A 21860-nucleotide genomic window follows, 5' to 3' on the forward strand; every position below is an offset into this window, starting at 1 on the left:
GCGTAAATCGGTTTTTTTTATTCATTTGCGAAATTACCAAAAATCGGACATCAACTTTCAATGTGGAATTACGTTAGGAAAAATAATTATTTTTAAGTCATGGGTTCTCCAAATTGGTTTTTATCCTATCCGCAATATTTCTTATAATTTTAGAGAGTTTTGCAATAATCAGAAAAGATGTTGTCGAAATATCTAAATTCTATCAGTATTTTGTTCAGTCTAAATAAGTAATAGAATGTGCTACCACCTCTCCTTCCTGGTCAAAAAACTATCCGATTTAGCCATCAGGTACAATGATGTGCTTGCGCCAAACTGGCAAGCAAAGATTGATGATTTTCATGTGAACATCGAGAACCCCAATCCTGGCCAGCCGATTTCCACTGAATTAATAGAAGAATGGCAAGCCAGACTGGATGCGATTGAATTACCGACCTACCACCATGTTACTGGTATGGTGCATCCAAGACTGCCTGTCATTGTAAAACAGGGTATTTTTCTGGTTGAATGGGGGCTTATTCCTTCCTGGGCTCAAGCGGGGTTTAACAGTATTCATACCTTGAATGCCAGAAGCGAAGACATTTTTACTACCCCATCCTATAGGGATGTAATCATGAAAAGAAGGTGCATTATACCGGTGAGTAGTTTCTTCGAGACCAGACATGTCCATTCAGAAACAGGCAAGAAAAAAGACACACTCAAAGTCCCCTATAGAATATTCAGAGAGCATGACCTGTTAAGCCTTGCCGGGGTTTGGGATGTATGGCTAGACCCGGTATACGGTCGCCGTGCCACTTTCTCAATTGTCACCACCAAAGCCAGTCCGCTCATGGCGCAGATACATAATAATCCAGACCGACAGGGGCCACGGATGCCCCTCATTCTAACAGAAGAAAACAGGAACGACTGGCTCAACCTGAATTTACCAAAAGAAAACCTAAAGGAAATCATGCAACCTTATACAGGGGTTCTAAACGCTTATACCGTTTCAACTGATATAAACAATTATCGCAGGGAACCCAACCGACCCAATATAGTAGAAAAGGTCGAATACCCCATTCCGCCATTAAACGACTAACCGACAAGGATTTTCAGTTGCTACGAGCGACTATCTCTTCCATCCGTTCCTTAAACTGGTCGATGTTGTGGGTCAAACCACGCATCTGAAAAAACAGATTTTCAAAGGAAAACTCATCTTCCTTATAAACCTTTGCGCTAAAATAACCTTTATATTCCCACAGCTCATAGATGGTTTCAGGAGCAATCTTGTAAGGTTTGTATAATTTATTGTCAGACACTAAATGAAGGAAACCATTCTCAGCTATTTTATCAAACACACGCTTGAAAACAATCCCATCTTCGGAGACAATAATATAACAATGGCCATTTTTGATAGCCTTTAAGCTCTCCACATGCCTTCCGATGATGATGGCATCATCAGGAATAGGAAGCATAGAATCTCCCGTAATAGGAAATGCCCTGTGCATACCACTACCCTTTGCAATAAACGGCACATTAATCGTGGGCAATTTTTCAATGAACTCAGGGTCAGCATATCCTTTCAGATAACCCGCAGACGCTTTAACCGGAACAACCTCTATTCCCTGGTATTTTTCATTTTCCGATATGAGAATAGGAAAGAGTAATCTGTTCTCACTACTCTGCATGATTCCTCTCATATCAATCTTACTCAAATCAGATTTGGTAATCGCATCAAGAGCAATGTGAAAGTGGCTTGAAATCATATTTAGCAGGTCAATGGGAATAGCCCGGGTTCCGGTCTCATAATTAGATAGTCGGGAAGGGGATATTCCGAGGGTATCCGCTAACTGCTCTTGTGATACACCCTTATGCAGCCGTAAAAGCTTGATGTTTTGGGCTATCTGTAATTGCGTTTTGATATTCTTTTCCATTGGTTCACGGTTTGTGGATACAAACATACACAAAGTGTTAATACTTTTATTTTGAAATCTCAAAATAAATTTTCCAGGATATGCCTCATTTGACTGATAAAGCGATTGTTCACTATGACCTTGATAGCTTTTTTGTTTCAGTAGAGCGATTAAAAAATTCATCACTCATCGGAAAACCAATCGTTGTTGGCGGGACAGGTGAACGGGGTGTAATTGCTTCGGCCAGCTATGAAGCCCGTAAATTTGGTGTTCATTCAGCCATGTCCTCCCAAATGGCCAGGCGACTCTGTCCCGATGCCATATTTGTGAAAGGAGATTATGAATCTTATTCTAAATATTCCTCAATGGTCACTGAGATTATCAGCGAGTCGGTGCCTGTGTTGGAAAAGGCCAGCATTGATGAATTTTACTGTGATTTCACAGGCATGGAAAAATTCTTTGGTTGCTACAAATGGGCTTCCATGATTCAGGACAAAGTCAAAAGTGAAACAGGCCTGACGACCACCTTTGCCTTAAGCAGTAATAAAACAGTCAGTAAAGTTGCCACCAATGAAGTAAAGCCCAATGGAAGAACACAGGTACTTAACGGAAGAGAAAAGACATTTCTTTCCCCATTGCCGGTGGGCAAATTGCCCCTGGTCGGCGAAGTAGCTACCAAAACCCTGCGAAACATGGGCATTCAGCAGATAGGAGCCTTGGCTTCCATGCCCCTGAATTTACTGGAGGGCGTTTTTGGCAAACTAGGAAAGATTTACTGGGAACGAGCGAACGGAATAGATGATACGCCCATTGTTCCTTTTCATGACCAGAAATCCATTTCAAAAGAACTGACCTTTAATGAGGACACCACCGATACCGCCAAAATCAAAAGCCTCTTGGTTCATATGGTGGAAGGCATCACTTATGATTTAAGAAAACAACAAAAATGTGCCGGAACCATTGCCGTCAAGATACGCTATTCCAATTTTGATACCCATACCAAGCAGGTGAATGTATTCTATACTTCTGACGATCAATTAATTATAGAAAAGGTCATGGCCTTATTTGATAGTCTCTATGACCGTCGCCTGTTAATCAGGTTGGTTGGGGTAAGGCTTACCAAATTGGTTCAGGGGTATTCTCAGATTAATCTATTCGATGATTCATCCAAATTTGCTTCTCTTCATCAGGCGATGGATAAAGTCAGACACAAATACGGAGAAAGAATTTTAGGACGGGTTTGGGGTATGCAACTCAACAAGCCCAAGATTTTGACAAGGAAAGCCCGCAAGTACCTGAAATAATAAACTGCTCAATAAAATGTATATAAACTGCCATTCCTACTTTAGCCTGTCATACGGGACATTAAGTATCAAATCACTTGTGCAACGCGGAAAAGAATCAGGTTGCAAGATCATGGCCTTAACGGATATCAATGCTTGCAGCGGTGTCTTTGATTTTGTCTATGAGTGCCAACAGGCAGGCATAAAACCGTTGGTGGGTATTGAGTTTCGCAATGGGGATGATTTCAAATACATCATGCTGGCTGCCAATGCAGCCGGTTTCTATGAAATGAACCAATTTCTCACGGATTATCTCGAAACAGAAAAGCCCTTTCCCACCAAAGCACCTGAATCAGAAAATGTATTTACCATTTATCCGCTCTCTCACTTCAATGCCGGTCGTGATTTGCGGATGGGTGACAATGAATATATCGGCATCCGGTTTTGGGAAATAAATCAGCTTTTCAGATATAAAGACCATCCGGTCATTCACAAAGTGCTTGCCTATCACACCTTAACTTTCGATGATAAAACCTCCCATAATGTGCATCGACTGCTACGGGCAATCGGTAAGAATACCCTGCTTAGCAAACTGGACAAAAACATTGAAGCAAACAATCATGAAACGTTTTTTACCATTCCTGATTTGCTAGACAAGTTTCAGAACTGTAAAGCCTTCCTTCGGAATACGGCCTTGGTAGTGAATGGGTGTGATTTCCAATTCGATTATAAAACCAACAAAAGCAAGCAGGTTTTTACCACCAGCAAGCCGGCAGATATGGCCATGCTTCGCAAACTCGCCTATGACGGTGCAGAGAACCGCTATGAAAGGATTACCCAGGAAGTAAAAGAACGCATAGAAAAAGAACTGGCCATCATTGAAACCCTGAATTTTGCATCATATTTTCTTATCACCTGGGATATTCTGCGTTTTGCGCGTTCCAAGGGCTATTTCCATGTTGGCAGAGGTTCAGGGGCTAATAGCATTGTGGCGTACTGTGTCGAAATTACAGATGTTGACCCCATCGAATTGAATCTTTTTTTTGAGCGTTTCATCAATCCTGAACGGACTTCGCCACCGGACTTCGATTTGGATTTCAGTTGGGATGAACGCGATGAAGTTATAGAATATATTTTCACCAGATATGGTAAAGACCATGTTTGCCTGATTGCTACCTACAATACATATCAGAAGAACAGCGCGGTCAGGGAGCTGGCGAAAGTATTCGGACTACCCAAGCGTGAGATTGATGATTTGATTGATTATCCTGAAAAGGTGAGTACTAACCCGCATGTCAGATATATTTTAAAGTATGCCCCCTTACTCATTGACCTGCCGCACAACCTCTCTATCCACGCGGGTGGGGTGCTTATTTCTGAACTTCCAATATACCATTACACCGCCTTGCTGCCTATGCCCAAAGGGTTCCCTGTCAGTATGTGGGACATGTACGTCGCAGAAGATATTGGCTTCCCCAAGTTTGATATCTTAAGTCAGAGAGGCTTGGGACATATCAAAATGACGGTTGATATCGTCCGGCAGAACCATCAAATCAATATAGATATTCATCAGGTTCAGAAATTCAAAAAGGATGAAAACATCAAAAAACAGCTTCAGAAAAATGAAACGATGGGCTGTTTTTATATTGAGTCACCTGCCATGCGTCAATTGATGAATAAACTGCATGTAGATAATTATCTGCTGCTGGTAGCTGCCAGTTCAATTATCCGCCCAGGCGTAGCCAGTAGTGGGATGATGGGAGAATTTATCAGACGACACCACAACCCACATAACATCAGCTATCTGCATCCCCGGATGGCAGAATTATTGAGCGAAACCTATGGGGTAATGATTTATCAGGAGGATGTATTAAAGGTAGCCTCGGGATTTGCGAACCTTAGCTTATCGGAAGCCGATGTGCTAAGAAGGGCCATGTCCGGCAAATATCGGTCGCGTGTGGAATTTCAGAAACTGGTAGATAAGTGGTTCGCCAACTGTAAGGAAATGGGATACCCTGAAGAACTGGCCAAAGAAGTATGGCGACAGGTGGAAAGTTTCGCAGGATACAGTTTTTCAAAAGCGCATAGTGCGTCGTATGCAGTTGAGAGTTATCAGAGCTTGTTTCTGAAAACCTACTATCCACTCGAATTTATGACCGCAGTTATCAACAATCAGGGAGGCTTTTACAGAGCGCAATATTACTTTCATGAAGCCAAACGATGGGGTGCAGAGGTAGAAGTGCCGGAAATCAATGAAAGCGAATATATCACTACAATACAGGGAAAAATTATCTGGATGGGCTTTATGCATGTGAAGTCCCTGGAATATAATCTGATAACAGAAATCTGCCGGGAGCGAAAGCAGGGAGGGGTGTACAGGTCATTTGATGATTTTGTGAACAGGGTCAATGTTGACCTGCAACAATTGATAATTCTTATTCGGGTAGGAGCCTTCCGAAGATTGGGCTCTTCCAAAATAGAACTGCTCTGGACAGCCCATTTATTGTATCATGGCCGGTTCAAACCTATTACTTATAAAGAAACGCTGTTTGAAAAGATTGAAACCCCGACATATAAACTACCCGTTTTTTCAGAAGATTATAAAAGGATTGAAGATGCCTATGACGAAATGGAACTCATTGGCTTTTCAATGCTTTCCCCGTTTGAATTGGCAGATGAGCCTATTTCAAGTAATCTTGGTGCAGACGATTTTCAAAGTCTGTATAATCAGAATATCAGAATCTATGGTTACTATGTGACCAATAAAACCATACGAACTAAGAATAAAAAATTGATGGCCTTTGGGTATTTCATTGATGTGTATGGGAAGTTCTTTGATACCACACACTTCCCACAGGTATTAGAAAAGCAAAAATTTACCGGTACTGGTGTCTATGAGATCAAAGGAAAAGTAGTGGAGGATTTCGGCTTCTATTCCATTGAAGTGCATCACATGCGTAAACTGCCAGTCAAGCCAGACCCGAGGACTGTCGGTAACTTAGAGCAAACGGAGACAATTATGCTTGCGGAGTAACACAAAAATTAAAAGATTAAAATTATGGATTTTTAGCATTAGAGCCTTTATCTCCAAATTTAAGAATTGAGAAACCAACACCCACTCCCAACCAAGGCCAACCTTGATATTCCCAGTTTTTACCTAAGTCCCGAGAAAGATAGTCAAAGCCCAAAACTGTAGAAATTTGTAAACCAGTTCTTTTATTTGTGAATATAAATCCTAACGCAGGAGTAATGGCAGAAGCATTTGTTTTTTCTATAACAAATCCATTTGTTGACTCCTTATCAACAGGGATGCTGCTTAATCCTATTGAGGCAACAAGATCGGTTTTGAGTGCTGCATTTCTACCAGTTAACCTAAGCGCTAATGATAGACCGATATTAATTTCAGATGAAAAATCGAATGCTCTCAATATTTTATCATTGCTGCCTTTTTCTGCAAATCTAAGTTTTAGAGGTAAAACCATTGTGCCAAATCCAAATCGTCCTTCTACTTCTTCTGCTAAATCTCCAAACTCTTTGGACGATAACACGAAAAATACGTTTGGATATGAGGCATCATCAATCAAATTTTTGATTGCTGTCTCCTTTGCTACTGCAATTGAAGCTGCACCCATACCTTTGGCATTGGCATCAACCACAACTGGAGTAGCATTGATTTCAGCAGAGGAAGGCTCATAAAAATAGACTTTATTTAATGTTACATCATCGCCAAATTTATTTATAAAGATAACTTTTCTGCCATCCGTGAATTTATTAACAACTGTAAACAACCAACCTGGCAAAACTGATTCCTTTTTTGGATTGGCTAGAGGATTACCATTTATATCACATTGGTCTAGTTTTGCGCCCAGTTTGAATTCATATGTTTGAGAGTAAACACTAGAGAAGCTCAAAATCATAATAAGTATTAGGGCAAATTTTTTCATTTCTATTTAGGTTTAAAATTTTGCCAGTAAGTTATTTCATTAAAGCCGCAAATGCGATTTGTTTTTATTTACTGGTACCTAAATCTTCAAATCCAAATCAACTAATGAGAAACTTTATGATTGCTTTAGCACTAATTGCATCTATTGGACTTGTCTACACGCCAACCCAAAGCAATTTTGAACGAGGACAAAACCATTAACATCTGTGATTCTTATTTGACATCAAAACACTTCAAATAAGAAAAGTACGCTAATAGGGTTGCCTTAAATAAACTATAAAACCTGTAGCATATCAAGTAGAACTTTTTGAAACACTTGAAATGTCAACTTATACATTACCAGCCAGGGCAAATGAAAACCAATAGATTGAGGAGTTCTTCGACGAACTTGAATATTTAGGTTTTACGAAAAGATCACCCTTTGAACTGGTGAAAGAACCTCTGAAAAGCAACTTATCTGCCAATGATCTGTTATCGCAATTGGCATGAACAATCACTATTTACCGTTATTATGTAATATGGAAACCTGTGCGCACCAAGAATAAGAAATTGATGGGTTTCGGATACTTCGTTGATCTGGCCGGAAACTTTTTTGACACCACACATTTTCCGCCATCATTGGAAAAATACCCTTTTTTAGGTCGTGCGGTGTATGAGATTGTTGGAAAGGTGGTAGAGGAATTTGGTTCTCCATCACTTGAAGTCAGCACCATGCGAAAAATGGCAATCAAGCCAGACCCCAGAAGTGTTTTTGAATACGGACATGATGAAAGTGTGATGATGATTGGTTAATTTAAAAGATGTTCGTCGGATAAGTAGTCAATTAGAGTATCAAAAAATTTATTCTTTATTATTAATGATATTCTGGACTTTACCATTTAAATCATTTTTGAATTTACTGCTCGACTGGATTGCAAGAATCAATGGCAATGTGCAAACAAAGAATGCCAAAAAACTAACAAAAAAGTTAGCCGTCGAAAGACCTGCTATTAAAGCTAAGACTATACCCACCGGAACTAATATGCCTGCTATTACTCCCATTGCAACTTCTGCGCCTAAACTTTCAAACCGTAAGTTAGACCGTATTGTACTATTGGTTGTATTATAAGAAGTATTTAAATTATTATTCATCACATGAAGAACATACCAGCTATTTTTATCCTTACGCGAAGACGTAATCATAGTCAAATTATGACCCACACTAATTGGGATTATTTCATGGATTCTATAGAAAAATTCACCATATTCGTTTTTTATAAAAATGTCCAACCATCTTTGAGTATCAGAAGATACACTACCTTTAAAAGATGAAATTTGGACATCTACACACTCTTTTACATCAGTAACTACTCCTTGTATTTTGCGAAACTCTAAGTTTTCAATCATAATTTATTCGTTTAGGTTTTTTGTGCAAAATAGTGTCTCTGGTTTTTCATTCGTCTGTATTGATCTATACAAATAGATAGACTTCGCTTTACATTTTGTCAAAAGCAGTTTTCTTTGTTGACACAAGAAGGTGTTAAACGAGAAATAGAACCGAAATAGATGTTTGATTTGCAGGTATTGGTTTTCAAAAAAAAGCGAGGGTTTCCTCGCTTTCAATGCACCTACATTTTAGTTAGTCTCCCAACGGTTAGCTGCAAAATGACCTTCTTTTTTAGATAGAACAGAGACAGCGTAACAAAGTCATTTATCATCGTCTTGTTTTTCAGGTACAAAGACTCCCCATAAATCTCGCACATAAACTGTTGGACCTGATACGATTTTAGTTGGCTCACCTCTAAAGTCAGTTTCTATGACCTGTCCAGTCATTGTCCCGGTGTTGCTTAATACTTCAGTCTCCATATGATTTTATTGGTTACAATTGACGATGATTTTCCGTCCATCGCATGACGGTTAAAAACTATATGAACAAAGGATTGATTATATAAGATAGGCTCACCGTTTTCGACCCTCAAAAAAGAGTATGTGAATTTTAAAACCTACTTGATGCAAGTTAAAGAGTTTTATTTTTTAGGTCGCGATTTTGACCCATACATGATGAAAAGCCCGGATTTACATTTTGTCAAAGTAATCCGCGCTATCAATAAAAAGTTAAAAAGAAATATGAGATAGAAGACAAGTGGCAAAGGTATAATCCTTGTAGTATTAATTTTAGGAGCGTTATTTGGCCGGTAATGCTGTAATTAATCCAGACTAATTGGCAAAGGATAATTTAAGAACTGAACAGTTTTGTGGGTGAGTAAACGTTTATTTACGATGATAAGATAGGACTTTTAACTATTGAATTTTTAATATGAGATTTTACTTTTTCTAATTCTGCGAACCATTCTTCTCACGCCAATATTTAGCTTCCAATTCTGCTTTTTCTTTTTCAGCTTTGAGTTTTTCTATCTCTAATTTTAGTTTCTCCATTTCAAGGTCTTCTTTCGTTGGATTATAATTGTTCGTAACAGAGCCATTACTCGTGTTTATTCCAATAGCACCTTTACATTGGTCAAAAAAATTATTGACTTTCTCCCCGAAGCTCAAAATATCTGCTGGTGACACACCTAAAACGTCTGCGATCTGTTGTAAGCGCGAATCTGAAACATCTGTTTTGCCTCTCTCAATTTCACCATACGCCATACGCGAAAGGTTCAGCATGTCGGCCATATTTTCTTGTGAGTATCCTTTTAGAAATCTAATGCCTCTGATTTTATCTCCTGTATGCATGCTCATGACAAAATGTATTGATTGAGTTGTCCAAATGTAAAGTTCAATGCAAAAGTAATGAAAATAAATCCACCTAACTTGCAGGGGTGTGATTTATAGAAACGTCAATCTGTTTGCAGGATTGAAAATACAAAAATTTCGGCATCAGTTTCGCAATCCAAGACATTTTTGCGAAAAAATATCAAAATTTGATTCGCCCAAAATCTGGCTCGGTAAAACTGATAACAAAAAGCAAGCATTTAGGGCGGCTTAATTTAACTATTTTTAACTCATTAGATTACAGATACTTAATTGATAAAACGACCTGTTGTTTAACCAATATAAAACCTTTGAAAACAATGGATTTCCTATGCTATAATAGACACGTCAACACCAGGAGGTTCGTGATGACAAACAAGATTATGCGCTATGCTCGTTCTGCTGCCTTGCCAGTTCTGGCACTTGGTTCCTGCATGTTTGCTCTTTCTTCCTGCGACAAAAAAGGTGACCCCGGTCCAAGCGGCGGCGGTGGAACCAAAGGTGTGAACACATTTGAAGTTGCGCATGATACGGTTGGTGTTAAAATCAGAATTAATGACGCAAGTACGAATATCTTTACGCCAAGAACTATTACAGAATCTGATGGCACTAATGCAAGTGGGTTTGCAACGGTGGTAGATGGTGATGGAGGTTCACGTTTGGCAGCAGCCTCCTCAACAGCAAGTAATATTCCGTTCTCGATGGAGATCGACACACTTAATGTGCGCCTGACAGATGACTCTAAAGAAAATGTTGTCCATGGTGCCAAGATGACATACGTTAATGCCGATCGTCCGATAATGACATTTTACCCCGCCACCAAAGATGGCCAACTTAAGGAAGACGTCATCATTGAAACGCGCCAGAAAGATGATGGCGGCACGCATACAATTGAGCGTCACAAACATATAGTAGAAGCAAAATTATTTGCCTCCAAGAACGGCACTACACTTTTCGGGAAAGCGTTTACAAAGGCAACCTTCAAAGAATTTGTTAAAAACAGCGGTAAGAACACAGCAACATTTGCAAAACGGAATGTTATGGATCTTGTAACCCCTGAAAAAAAACCTGATGGTTTTTATTATAAGCCACAAAACTGATTGTTAACGGCAATAAAATCCTGAACAGGCTGGCTTAATCATAAGTAGGCCTTTTTTTATGTATCATTTTTTACTCCTGGGGAATAACCGTGCAGGGATTCCCGGCAGAAGGTGCGTTTCTTAACCAGCTTTGCAAGGTCGTCGTGACAAGACCGCTTTCGCTAAAAATATTGGTATTCAACAGGTGATATACAGGCTTCCCTTCATTCCCCATTTTGATGTGATCAGTAAATATAACCAACTCACCTCCCTTTGCCAGATAAACGTCCACAGCATCATCCAGCATATCCCGTGAATCCGTATAAGGCTTATTCCCCAATGCCGCACATTGTCTTACCCCGTCAAAAGACGCATATTCTTCGTTATAAGTTCCAAAAATCATCAGCCGGGAGAAGTCTGTTGAAGCAATGTTACAAATGGCATTAGCATCGTTGAATAAAGGCACCGACGTACTTGGCGCAACACGAAGAATGGCATTACCGGGCGGCAACGGCGTCTCAACATAGGAAAAATAGGAATTGACTAATTGATCAAACCTGCCCCCTTCACCAATATAGAGAAGAGGCTCATTCTGGTCCTGCGAGCATACTCCTTCTCTACAATTAGCCTGGTCTTCACCCAGAATGGGATTGCATCGTTTATGTCGCGCGACTGAACAGGTCAGATTGACCATAGTAAAATTACCATCCCCAGTATAAGGCCACAGCCGGTCGCTTTCCGCCCATACTTCAATACCTGTCTGCGGGGTGGGAATTCCACATGGGTTCCCATTATTATTGCATGACACAATCGGTGCCTCTATCGATGATGGGTCGGCCTGGCGCATGGCATCGACCAGTTTTTCGGACCAGACCCGTGAATCGGATATCGAATCCAATTCCGCCCGCGTTGTTGCCGGTATCACGGCGGGCGGCTTGTTCGGCGCACTCATGGCGGCTGTTTCCCTGACCTCTGTACGGCTATCGGTTGTCGCAATCCGCGTTGTATCCCATGCTGCCGGGCCTGGCTTATTTTCACTCCAATCCAGAGCCACAGGTTTGAGCATTCTGGCATGCCGGACAACCCACAAGCGTTTATTCGGGTCTGACCCCGGCACAAGCGATGGGTCAGGACAGGCCACCGTTGTTTCAATATCGCGCTCACATTGTGCCTGGGCATAGCCAATTCGATAAATAGTCTGTGGCGTGGAAATAATTGTGGTAGAATTGTACCCATCATTTCTTTTTAGTGTGCAGCGACGAGCAAGGTAACGTGCAGTTAATCTTCCTCGCCATCCACGCCCACATTCCCGAATTTCTTGTTCATTGCCTATTAAATCCCCGTTCTCATTCATTTGAAGCGGTTCAACGGGATTGATTACAAATCGAGGGGGATTGGGTTCCACTCTGCCACAATCCAGAAAAGTTCGTGGTTCAGGCGAATAAGGCTTGGCCTCACATGCATTAGAACCGTCCTTATTCGGACGGCAAAAGAAGGTGTAATATCCCGGACCGTTGTTCTCAAGTGCTTCTTTCAGGTTGACCATCTGCATTGCCACCGCATTATCGGGAATTTTGGTGATATCGTTCGCCGGATCGCGGCAATAAACCGCGATTTCCTCCGTTGTGGGTGGTGTTTGCGGTTGGGATAAATCAGGGGTGCATTCCCAATTTTTAGTCAGTCTCTGTCTTTCATTGGGCGCATCGTTGATAATGATGAAACCGTCTTCCTTCACAGTTTCATCATCCTTTGATTTCAGCCGGCATGTCTGATCGCGTTTGATGACACCGTTTGTCCCGGCAGGACAAGGCATCGTGATAACCCGGTCAAAAACAGGTTCTGTCGTTTTCGACGGATCAGGCAAGCCGTTCATTCCATCCGTTAAAGCAAAACCAGCCACAAATATCGGCGAGCCATCCAGAATATCATTGCCCACCGTACAACCCAACTCAACTGCTTTCTTCGGTAGTTGAATCCAATATCCACTTTTCATGCCGACAGCATCATGACCGAATGTCGGAACCAATGAAGCCGCCATGGCATTTCCATGCATCAATAGGCTTCCTATGCCTGACGGTAGCGCATGATAATAGGCAATCGCACCGTAGTCGCCACAAGGGCTTGCCGTAATGGCCGATGGCGGTACCGGTACCTGAAGATTTGTCACCGTGAAATCATTGGCATCATCCGAAACAACTTGCCCGTCAGAGTCTAGTAATGCCCGTCGTTTCATTTTTGTGGCAGACAGATAGGAAGATAAATTCATGGCAGAGGTTGCCAGGTCCCGGGCGGTGTTTTCAATGACTGCGCGCTGGTTAATCCGTCTGATTCGCTCACTATCGTCTGGCAGGCAACCTGAAATCAGAATGGCAATCAAGAGAATGACGATTTTACGCATGTTATCACCGAGTAAGTGTTTTCTTATGCATGCGTATAGTTTATGACCAAAGTATTAATATTTGTTAATATGGGCTTGATCTTGGAAGTTAAACCTGTATAATTATCTGGAAGCCTTTGCAGGCTTTAGGGTTTGGAATCCCTGATTTCATAGCGGTTTGTGACCGAAATATCACTCCTCGATTTGTCGGGGAGGCCTGAATGTATGTTCAGCCCGAAAGGGTAAAGATTCAGGCGGCCTTTTCTATGAAATCGGCTTTCCAACTCCCTGACACCAATCGAGGGGGAGTGTATGGCTGAACAGAGAATAATTTATAATCCAGACACATACATTGAAGATTTAAAAAAGAGGATTGGACGTGCCAATTATGACGCACTTTATGAAGGACAATTATTGATACAAGTACGATGTTTAAAAAGTGGGCTTCATACCTACAAAGAAATTGCAGAGATATTGAATAAATCTAAAGTTCCAAGTTCCTATCAAAATAAAAACAAAAGATGGACAGATAAAAGAGTCGGAATTGTATTGCGCAGATATATGAAACTAATGAACTTGGAGGAAGACGATATTAGAGAAAGTTTTCCAGATATTGATAGGCTTTATAAAGATTTTATCGTCAGGCATTTTAGCTTTGAATGAACATTATCTGTGTCACAAATATTGCCAAAATTTGTGACAGAAAATAATTAGTATGTTCAGAAATTGCAGTTTAATAGTCCACTTATATTAGACAATTCCAAAGCCTTTAAAAAACTAATTTGATGTTCGCGATATCATGGGATTTTTGAACCATGATTTAATCTTCCTTTTCCTAGTAAGCTGGAGATTTGATGTTCATCCTTGTAAATTTAATATTCAATATTAAATTTACAAGGATGATATGGAAATTTGTACCGGTTGAATGAATCAAAAAATCATTCTAGATTTTTAAATAAAATTCAAAAGACGAATCCGTGTGCAAATTGTGTGCAAATAAAAAAAGCACTTACAAGATTTCCTCGTAAGTGCTTGATTATCAGTGTGGGAGTTACAGGATTCGAACCTGTGACCCTCTGCTTGTATGCCGGTTAATGAGAAGTTTTTTGAAGTTCAGATAAGTTCACTTCACCTTCAGACTGATATAATTTACCCATACAAGCTCACGGTCGGTGTTTGTTTTAAAGTTCTTAACCATAAAGGCCTTGTTGTAGGGAATTTTTTTGTCGAAAACCACTTTGTTATTTAAAACCACCTTAATGTTTTCGTCGATATTGACCATCGCCGGACTAATGAAAATATCAAATTCATTTACTCTTGATGTTTCCACATAAAAAGTGTTGCCCTTCAGTTCGGCCTTAATCATGCTGCTTTCTTCATTGTTGTAATAAGGTAGGGTGTCCCACTTTTTGCTTTTTTTGTTATAACTCTGCATGGCTATGGGCTTATGAAATGAAGCTCTGGGTTTTTTAGTATCAAACTTCCTGATAGCTATCCAGTCGCAGGTAGTGTTCATGTAATTGCCTGTTTCCCAGTTGATTGTTTTCTTAAAGGTATTTCTTGTGGTATTATTCAGGAAATTGATGCTATTCGGTATGTCTTTATCCAGATGTTTATCGTAGTGCTGATAACCCAGATACTCTTTATAGGTTACCGGGCTGCCTGATTCGGTAAGTTTTTTACGGATTACCCTTATCTGCTCAATGGGTCTCAGGTCGTCGCGGTCTGAATGCACAAGAAATAATGGGCGGTTTACCGCATTGCTTAAATAGGCATTGTTGGCAAATATATTGGTGAGCATAGAGTTATAGCATACAAAGCCTGCAAATGGGGTAGGGTAACCGAGTTGCAATAGAAAAGTGCCATCGGCGCCGTCTGAATGCCCGTATGAGAAAACCTTCTGGTCGTTTACATTCAGAAAAGACTTACAATAATTGACAATCTCAACCAGTGTTCGGTAGGTTTCATTGTTTTTTGATGTACTTACCGATTCACCAAAATCTTCAAAGCGATTAATCGCCCAGTCAAACTTTTTAGAGGGGTCGGCAAAAGGCCTGATTATGATATAGTTTTGTTTGGCCAGGGCATCAAAAAAAATATCATGAATCTTCGTTCGGGTATCGTAAGCACGTTGAAAATTGCTTTCGCCAACGGCGCCATGCAGCAAAAGCGCCATAGGGTTTTTTACTGCCGGATTATACCCTTTGGGTATAAACAGCCTGAAAGGTACCTTGCCAAATACCTTGTCTTCAATGGTAAGGATGTATTCTTTGCCGGTTTCGTTTATTTTTTCGTATTTATTGAATTGATGAATCTGATTGAGGGCCATTTGAGCAGTTATTTTGCCATCAGTCTCCAGCTGCCTGATAAATTCGGCGCGTGGTTTATTCAATAGTATTTCTTTATTGATACTTTGTGCTACAGAAACCTGGTTTATCATAACGATTGCTGAAATTAAAGTAAGTTTTTTCATGTTAACAGATTTTTTAAACTTAAAAAGCAAATGATTTATGCTGGTTTTATACATACAATCAATTTTTGCGGCATTCTGGCTCAGGTTTTGGGTTTAACATTTGCCCGGTTTTGAGAACTACCACTAATATTGATTGCGTAGGAAGGTGTAGTCTTCAAAACGGTTGGTAACGGAAGACATATCTGCTCTCTGGAAAGCTAATTTAGGCTTACTTACAAAGGAAAGCCCACGAGGGAAAAGTACATTTGCGTAAACCACATCGGCCGGGCCTCTTAGCTTGCTTAATTCATCTATTAATAACTGATACACCGAGCGATGAACCGCGTGGCAATGCAGGGCAAAACCATAGTTTATTTTTTCCCAGTATCCATTAAATTTCTCCTGCTCCATGGTATTTATGCCAAAGAATAATGACTCCCACCGTGCGGGTATGTTATGCAGCAAAGCTGGTAGAAGCTCGTTTAATTCAGGCAAAAACTCTATGTCATCTTCTATAATCAGGACATTCTCCCAGTTTTCTTTCAAGGCCAGTCTGAAAATTTCCAGAAGCGAGAGGCATACGCCTAAGGCGCCCCTGTTCCAATGTGCCGGAAGCTCATGTATCTCTGCTGCTGTAACCATTTGTATATCTGGTCTTTCATGCCCATTAATGGCTGCAAACCTTTCAAATTCCAATTGATTTTCTCTTAGAATTTTCTCGGATTTTTCCAGGCGGTCTTTTCTGGTATCCAGATTAAGAAGAAGTACTTTCCTGAAATGCTTGTTTAGTAAATTCATGATTTTGTTTTGGTCACAGGTAAATGAGTAATTAATGAGAAAACTTTCATATAAAAATGCGAAGATCAAATCAGCGCTAAGTCTGAATCTTTTCAGTGAACTCAAATCGTGCTATTTTTTCCTGATAAGGAATCTGAAATGCCGGACTAAAAATATACTTTATTTTAGCGGTTATACTTGCTGAAGTTTCCCTTATATTGCCTTTAAGGCCTAAAGCATTAAAATGTACACGAGCCGCATTTCCACATAAATCAGAGGTTTTATTAAAGGGGTAAATAATCATGGGGACCTTGCAATAAATACTCTCACGAATGCTGTTTAAGCCCCCATGGGTTATATACAGGTCGCACGATTTCAGGATTTTTAATTGAGGAAGCCTTTTATCAATATACAACCTGTTGTGTTGTGTGTACGAAATTTTAAAATCAATGTCTCCGGTTGCCAAAATCAAATAATAATCGGGATGCTCATTTATCAGTGTTGTCAACCTGGTAAAAAAAGGAATAATTTTTTGGCTGTACTCAGCACTTAATGTACCGAGCGAGCAATATATAAGGCGGGTATCTGAATTAATTGATTTCCTGATTATAATATTTTCTAAAAATGTCTCCAGAATTTTATTTTCCTTATTTATAAACCGGTAAGGTGCCATGTTAATAAAATTCTCATTTTTTTGGGGTAAATACCAAGGATATTCTAATGCACGAGGTGCCAGAATAATTGTTTCAGTATTTAAATGCGCAGGGTTTAACTCCAGATAAAATGAGGTTTTATACCTACTTAGGAAAATACTATCAAAATCAATATTCCTTTTTTTTGATAGATGCTTTAAAAGGGAATCATCATCCCGGCCATTATATAAGAAATAGCTTATAATTTTTTTAAAATATATCTTTATAGCATGTATAGACCACGCTAATGGCGTATAAATGGCCTTCTTGTTGATGAGCTGATGGCCAAGATATAACGGCGGGATATGTGGTTTTCTGGAGGTTGCGAGTTTTGTGTTGATTATCACTATCCTTTGCCAAGGTTTGATTATCTTTAAAATAAATAAGTAATAATAAGATAAATGCGGGTCAATATAAATCACATCGGGTTCGAGATCAGTGATTAATTTTATTGCAGACATTTCAGCATTTAATAAGTTTCTTAGCCTATTTATATTGAATTTTTTCGAAAACCGGCTTGCTATAAACAAGGATATGAAAACTTTCCAGCTGGTTACAAAGTAATGGTTGAAATAAATTATAGGCACTGGCATAAAACCTGCCTTCTTCATGTAATCGTAGTAGGAAGCAGGTGATGCCATAAAAATATTACTCCCTTCTTTTTTTAGTGCTTCAGCATAAGCAAAAGCACTATTAAAATGACTTGTAACCGGAAGAATTATGAACAGGCATTTTTTTTCATTCATACTATAAGTTATCTTGATTTTTAGTCGGTTTAAGCAAAAGCCATCAATTGCAGCATTTATTGCGTGATAATGAATCAGATTGTTAAACCAGCAAAATTTTTAGTCGCTACCATCAGTATTCTGCAATCATCATCCATGTTATTTATGCGGCCATGCATCTATCTTTAGTGAATTATATAAAACCCGCAGCATTGACTGCTTCCTGACCTTAAAATACAATTCGGTTCCAGAGATTTTTAATCTGGCAGTTGTTGCGAAACGAATTTGGATACTATCATTCCCTACTTCTTTAATTTCAACTATCCTTAAAGAAGTTATTCCAGATAGATGTTTGTCTTTTGCGCCTGAAACCTGAACAGGGTCTCCGTTTTTTAGGTAAATAACTTTAGAAGCATCTGTATAAGTAGTAATAGTGCTATCTCTTTCTATAGCTGTATTGCTATAAAAGCTGCCATCAGGCATGGTTACTGTTGATAAAATGACTAACAACACACATGGCACTAGCAGAAATAACCAGAGACCATGTTTTTCTGTAAAACTTGAAATGGAGTCAATACTTTCATAATCTTTGCTCATATCATTAGTCGCCCAACTCCAGTTGGTTTTTAATTAGTTGGTAATATGTGCCCTTTTGTTTAATCAGTTCTTCGTGGGTGCCCTGTTCAATAATTTTACCTGTTTCAAGCACTACTATGTTATGTGCGTTTTTTACTGTACTAAGCCTGTGGGCCACCACCACCACTGTTTTATTTGTAAAAAATGAGTTCAGATTTTCTATGATTACTTTTTCGTTTTTGGCATCAAGAGAGCTTGTAGCTTCATCAAGAAAAAGTATCTCGGGGTCTTTGTACAAAGCTCTGGCTATTAAAACTCTTTGTTTTTGACCGGTGCTTATTCCGATCCCGTTACCGCCTATTTTGGTTTTGAAACCCATAGGCAACGATTCCACAAAATCTGTAATATTGGTTAAATCTGTAGTGTATCTTATTTTAGCAAGCTGGTCTGAATTATATACATCAGCATTTCGCATGGTGATATTATTAGCTACTGTTTCAGAGAATAGATATCCCTCCTGAAGTACCACACCACATTTGCTTCTCCAATAATCTGAATCAATATTACTAAGGGGCAAACCACCAATGAGAATTTCACCTTCCAGCGGCTGGTAAAATTTCATCAATAACTTTAATAAGGTAGTCTTGCCGCTTCCACTGGTTCCGACAATAGCAGTTGTTTGGCCTTTTGGTATTGACAGATTCAGGTTGTCAAATATTAAATCGTCATAGGACTCTGTGTAACTAAACTTTAGATTTTTAATGACTATATCGGCCGGTGCTACTTCTTTTCTGAGTAATTCTATATTTGCATCTTCGTCTTCACGTTTATGAATCTCCCCCAAACGCTTAAAACTGATCTTTGAATCCTGATAAAACTGGAAAAAGCTCACAATTTGGTTAAATGGCCCATTCAATTGCCCTAGAATAACAGATACACCCAGCATTACACCAAGAGTCATGGTGCCTTCAACCACATAATTGGCAATCAAAAAAGTAACCAGTACATTTTTTATTTGTACAATCACATTATTGCCGATATTCTGATACTGCTGTACGGATAATATTCTGATATTTATATCGAACATTCTGATTTGGATTTTTTCCCATGATTTTTTTTTTTCATTTTGGGCATTATTAAGCTTTATCTCTGGCATTGAAACAATGGTTTCAATTAGGTTGTCGGTGCCTTCACTTGCAATATCAAATCGCCGGTAGTCTAGTAATTCTCTTTTCCTCATAAAAATGGCAATCCAGCATACAGACAATACAGTGCCTAACAGATACACGTAGAAAACCTTCAGGTCGTAAAAAATCAGTATGCCCATCAGCACTAAAAGATTGATGGATGATATAATAAATTCTAACAAATATGTTTTAATAAATAATTCTATTCTGTTGTTATCACTTATTCTTTGCATTAAATCTCCTGCCAATTTTGAATCGAAATAAAACATGGGCAGTTTCATTATTTTGGATAAAAACCTGGAGGTTAAGTTTATCTCGATTTTTGTGCCAATAAATAAGAGTATCCACGATTTAATGGAGTCAATTATTGATGCTCCGATGAAAATAAAAAGTTGGGTTAGCAATATAAGCTCTATATATGTCGGGCTTTTGTAGTGTATGCCTACATCAATCAGTTTTTGTGTAAGCAATGGGAAAGTTAAAATTAGCGCTCCGCTCAGAATCATACCGATAAACACTTTTAATAAACCGAATTTGTATTGGCTTACTAATTCCCATACTTTATTAGTGTAACTCTGTGGATTTTTTGCAGGTATTTCCGGCTCTAGATAATCTGCAAAGTTTTCGTTCGGTTCAAAAAACAGGGCTATCCCATTGCCATTTGCTTCTTTACACCAATTATTGGTAAAATCGGACAACCCTAATTTAATAATACCAAAAGAAGGGTCGGCAATGATAAACATCTCTTCACTAGTAAATAGCTTAAAGAAAAATGATCGTTTTGGTATGATGCCCTTAAGAATTACAAAATGTGATTTTCTCCAGAAAAGTATGCATGGGTATGATGCCAATTTCATGAGGTCAGGCAATGATAATTCAAGTGACATTGAATCAAGATTTATCATTTTAGCCCCTTCGCTCAATCCTTTCAGTGATGTTCCCAGCTTTGCTGTCTTACAAATACTTCTAAGGTAATCAAGGCTTATGTCACGTCCATAGTATCCTCCTATCATTTTAAGGCAGGCGGGTCCGCAATCCATGCTTTCTAGTTGTCTCGTAAACCTTAATTTGTTTTTGGAAGCGAATTTCAGATAATTCAGAATTTTTCGCATAGGTTGTTAAAGTCTGCTTTTGAAATGTCGTTGTACTTATACAAATCTGATGCACCTTTTACCGCCTTAAGCTGGTTCGGAATGTAGAGGGCATATCTGAATTCTGAATCTCTGAGCGACTCAATTTTATCCGGCTTAATCAGCCATAATCTTTTAAAATTATCTTTGTCTATTACTTTAGAAAGTGATTCGCGATTTACATTCCCAAAAGACTTTTTAAGGGATAAACAATTCTTGATATTGCCACCAATGTCTATACAAACCTTAGCATTATAATAAGGATTGTAAAAATGGCTCTCCATGAAATAATCGATATTGATGACCACCTTTGGCGACGTGTAGTAAGTAGTTGTTACTTTATCAATTGTTTTTTCTGTAAATATAATTTTACAGCTGTCAGCAAACATAATTTCCGTTTCGTGATAGCCGGCAATTACTATGAAGCCAATTTTTTTATTTTTATCGAGCAGTTCATGAATGGATTCTTTTGTCAGACCTTCATACGTACTAAAAATCAGTTCAATGCACCTGATGGTTGAATTGGCAAAATAATCTAACACTTCTTGTAACTCTTTAATATTGGCAAGAGGAGATAGATATCTCAACTCTACCATTTTGCAGTTTAGCGAATCCAACTCCATTACAAGTTTTTCAATGGAAAAACCTTTAGTGTATTCTATTACCGCCGAGGCAACATTGCTGAAGCTTTTATAGACAATTTCTGTCTTTGGAAAAAATCGGGGCGTATTTGTAAAAAATACCAAATCATGCGTGGTCAGGTAATTCATGTATTCATTAAGTGTGTTTTCCTGCCCTTTGTATAGCTTATAAACTTTTTTTACAGAATAAGTATTAAGTAGGTGAACAACTTTAGATAAGCTTTTAGGGATTCTTAAAACAACACCTTTATGAAAGTCATAAATTGCACTGTTTTCAGACCCGTCCACTACAAAGCAATGAGAAAAAAGTCTGATGTATTTCTTTTTCATCTGAATCGGATTACGAATGAGTTTTCTCAGTTTTATTAAATACCGG

The 21860-nt window shown here is 39.0% G+C and carries 17 protein-coding genes; 6 read left to right on the forward strand and 11 right to left on the reverse strand.

The annotated features are described in order from the left end of the window. Positions 1-235 precede the first annotated feature (235 nt). On the forward strand, positions 236-1075 hold the full coding sequence (locus NZ848_RS11000) for an SOS response-associated peptidase (protein WP_259015526.1): 840 nt from the start codon (positions 236-238) through the stop codon (positions 1073-1075). Between the two features lie 13 nt (positions 1076-1088). On the opposite strand, the gene NZ848_RS11005 is transcribed toward NZ848_RS11000, so the two are convergent. Then, positions 1089-1910: an XRE family transcriptional regulator gene (locus NZ848_RS11005; RefSeq protein WP_259015527.1), complete on the reverse strand. Its 822-nt coding sequence runs from the start codon at positions 1908-1910 to the stop codon at positions 1089-1091. An 80-nt stretch (positions 1911-1990) separates the two neighbouring features. Between NZ848_RS11005 and dinB the strand changes: the two genes are divergently transcribed. Together dinB and NZ848_RS11015 are read left to right on the forward strand one after the other, a co-directional pair. Next, positions 1991-3193 (forward strand): DNA polymerase IV, encoded by a 1203-nt coding sequence (dinB, locus tag NZ848_RS11010; protein ID WP_259015528.1) that lies wholly within the window; start codon positions 1991-1993, stop codon positions 3191-3193. A 16-nt stretch (positions 3194-3209) separates the two neighbouring features. Continuing rightward, positions 3210-6206 (forward strand): DNA polymerase III subunit alpha, encoded by a 2997-nt coding sequence (locus tag NZ848_RS11015; RefSeq protein ID WP_259015529.1) that lies wholly within the window; start codon positions 3210-3212, stop codon positions 6204-6206. 22 nt (positions 6207-6228) lie between these two features. Here the strand turns inward: NZ848_RS11015 and NZ848_RS11020 are convergent, their stop codons facing one another. Beyond that, positions 6229-7116, reverse strand: a complete 888-nt coding sequence (locus tag NZ848_RS11020) for a hypothetical protein (protein WP_259015530.1) — start codon at positions 7114-7116, stop codon at positions 6229-6231. Between the two features lie 527 nt (positions 7117-7643). Between NZ848_RS11020 and NZ848_RS11025 the strand changes: the two genes are divergently transcribed. After that, on the forward strand, positions 7644-7907 hold the full coding sequence (locus NZ848_RS11025) for a hypothetical protein (protein WP_259015531.1): 264 nt from the start codon (positions 7644-7646) through the stop codon (positions 7905-7907). A gap of 48 nt (positions 7908-7955) precedes the next feature. Here the strand turns inward: NZ848_RS11025 and NZ848_RS11030 are convergent, their stop codons facing one another. Next, positions 7956-8501 (reverse strand): sulfite exporter TauE/SafE family protein, encoded by a 546-nt coding sequence (locus NZ848_RS11030; RefSeq protein WP_259015532.1) that lies wholly within the window; start codon positions 8499-8501, stop codon positions 7956-7958. A gap of 927 nt (positions 8502-9428) precedes the next feature. Continuing rightward, positions 9429-9836: a helix-turn-helix transcriptional regulator gene (locus tag NZ848_RS11035; RefSeq protein ID WP_259015533.1), complete on the reverse strand. Its 408-nt coding sequence runs from the start codon at positions 9834-9836 to the stop codon at positions 9429-9431. A 380-nt stretch (positions 9837-10216) separates the two neighbouring features. Between NZ848_RS11035 and NZ848_RS11040 the strand changes: the two genes are divergently transcribed. Next, positions 10217-10948 carry a hypothetical protein gene (locus NZ848_RS11040; protein ID WP_259015534.1) on the forward strand — a complete coding sequence of 244 codons (732 nt, stop codon included), beginning with the start codon at positions 10217-10219 and terminating at the stop codon, positions 10946-10948. Between the two features lie 70 nt (positions 10949-11018). Here the strand turns inward: NZ848_RS11040 and NZ848_RS11045 are convergent, their stop codons facing one another. After that, positions 11019-13325, reverse strand: coding sequence for a hypothetical protein (locus NZ848_RS11045; protein ID WP_259015535.1), 2307 nt, complete (start codon positions 13323-13325; stop codon positions 11019-11021). A gap of 291 nt (positions 13326-13616) precedes the next feature. Here NZ848_RS11045 and NZ848_RS11050 point away from each other — a divergent pair, with 291 nt between their 5' ends. Further along, entirely contained in the window at positions 13617-13967 is a 351-nt protein-coding gene (locus NZ848_RS11050; protein ID WP_259015536.1) for a hypothetical protein, read from the forward strand. Positions 13968-14427: 460 nt separating this feature from the next. Here NZ848_RS11050 and NZ848_RS11055 read toward each other — a convergent pair whose 3' ends face one another. The 6 genes from NZ848_RS11055 to NZ848_RS11080 all read right to left on the reverse strand — a co-directional run bounded on the left by NZ848_RS11055 (position 14428) and on the right by NZ848_RS11080 (position 21814). Then, the gene (locus tag NZ848_RS11055) at positions 14428-15777 is read right to left on the reverse strand and encodes a lipase family protein (protein WP_253532471.1); all 1350 of its coding nucleotides are present in this window, start codon (positions 15775-15777) and stop codon (positions 14428-14430) included. Between the two features lie 123 nt (positions 15778-15900). Beyond that, positions 15901-16554, reverse strand: coding sequence for a glycosyltransferase family 25 protein (locus tag NZ848_RS11060; RefSeq protein WP_259015537.1), 654 nt, complete (start codon positions 16552-16554; stop codon positions 15901-15903). A 76-nt stretch (positions 16555-16630) separates the two neighbouring features. Then, the gene (locus NZ848_RS11065) at positions 16631-17971 is read right to left on the reverse strand and encodes a glycosyltransferase (RefSeq protein ID WP_259015538.1); all 1341 of its coding nucleotides are present in this window, start codon (positions 17969-17971) and stop codon (positions 16631-16633) included. 138 nt (positions 17972-18109) lie between these two features. Continuing rightward, positions 18110-18547, reverse strand: a complete 438-nt coding sequence (locus NZ848_RS11070; protein ID WP_253532474.1) for a hypothetical protein — start codon at positions 18545-18547, stop codon at positions 18110-18112. 4 nt (positions 18548-18551) lie between these two features. Next, the gene (locus NZ848_RS11075) at positions 18552-20825 is read right to left on the reverse strand and encodes a peptidase domain-containing ABC transporter (RefSeq protein WP_253532476.1); all 2274 of its coding nucleotides are present in this window, start codon (positions 20823-20825) and stop codon (positions 18552-18554) included. Further along, positions 20810-21814 (reverse strand): hypothetical protein, encoded by a 1005-nt coding sequence (locus NZ848_RS11080; protein WP_253532477.1) that lies wholly within the window; start codon positions 21812-21814, stop codon positions 20810-20812. Before NZ848_RS11080 ends, NZ848_RS11075 begins: the two co-directional genes overlap by 16 nt. Positions 21815-21860 lie beyond the last annotated feature (46 nt).

The organism is Emticicia fluvialis (assembly GCF_024793945.1).
Taxonomy (GTDB): Bacteria; Bacteroidota; Bacteroidia; order Cytophagales; family Spirosomataceae; genus Emticicia; species Emticicia fluvialis.

Coding starts and splice junctions, on each gene's coding strand:
- NZ848_RS11000 (WP_259015526.1), top strand. CDS start 236: ATGTGCTACCACCTCTCCTTCCTGGTCAAAAAACTATCCGATTTAGCC.
- NZ848_RS11005 (WP_259015527.1), bottom strand. CDS start 1,910: ATGGAAAAGAATATCAAAACGCAATTACAGATAGCCCAAAACATCAAG.
- dinB (WP_259015528.1), top strand. CDS start 1,991: ATGCCTCATTTGACTGATAAAGCGATTGTTCACTATGACCTTGATAGC.
- NZ848_RS11015 (WP_259015529.1), top strand. CDS start 3,210: ATGTATATAAACTGCCATTCCTACTTTAGCCTGTCATACGGGACATTA.
- NZ848_RS11020 (WP_259015530.1), bottom strand. CDS start 7,116: ATGAAAAAATTTGCCCTAATACTTATTATGATTTTGAGCTTCTCTAGT.
- NZ848_RS11030 (WP_259015532.1), bottom strand. CDS start 8,501: ATGATTGAAAACTTAGAGTTTCGCAAAATACAAGGAGTAGTTACTGAT.
- NZ848_RS11035 (WP_259015533.1), bottom strand. CDS start 9,836: ATGAGCATGCATACAGGAGATAAAATCAGAGGCATTAGATTTCTAAAA.
- NZ848_RS11040 (WP_259015534.1), top strand. CDS start 10,217: ATGACAAACAAGATTATGCGCTATGCTCGTTCTGCTGCCTTGCCAGTT.
- NZ848_RS11045 (WP_259015535.1), bottom strand. CDS start 13,325: ATGCGTAAAATCGTCATTCTCTTGATTGCCATTCTGATTTCAGGTTGC.
- NZ848_RS11050 (WP_259015536.1), top strand. CDS start 13,617: ATGGCTGAACAGAGAATAATTTATAATCCAGACACATACATTGAAGAT.
- NZ848_RS11055 (WP_253532471.1), bottom strand. CDS start 15,777: ATGAAAAAACTTACTTTAATTTCAGCAATCGTTATGATAAACCAGGTT.
- NZ848_RS11060 (WP_259015537.1), bottom strand. CDS start 16,554: ATGAATTTACTAAACAAGCATTTCAGGAAAGTACTTCTTCTTAATCTG.
- NZ848_RS11065 (WP_259015538.1), bottom strand. CDS start 17,971: ATGAATGAAAAAAAATGCCTGTTCATAATTCTTCCGGTTACAAGTCAT.
- NZ848_RS11070 (WP_253532474.1), bottom strand. CDS start 18,547: ATGAGCAAAGATTATGAAAGTATTGACTCCATTTCAAGTTTTACAGAA.
- NZ848_RS11075 (WP_253532476.1), bottom strand. CDS start 20,825: ATGCGAAAAATTCTGAATTATCTGAAATTCGCTTCCAAAAACAAATTA.
- NZ848_RS11080 (WP_253532477.1), bottom strand. CDS start 21,814: ATGAAAAAGAAATACATCAGACTTTTTTCTCATTGCTTTGTAGTGGAC.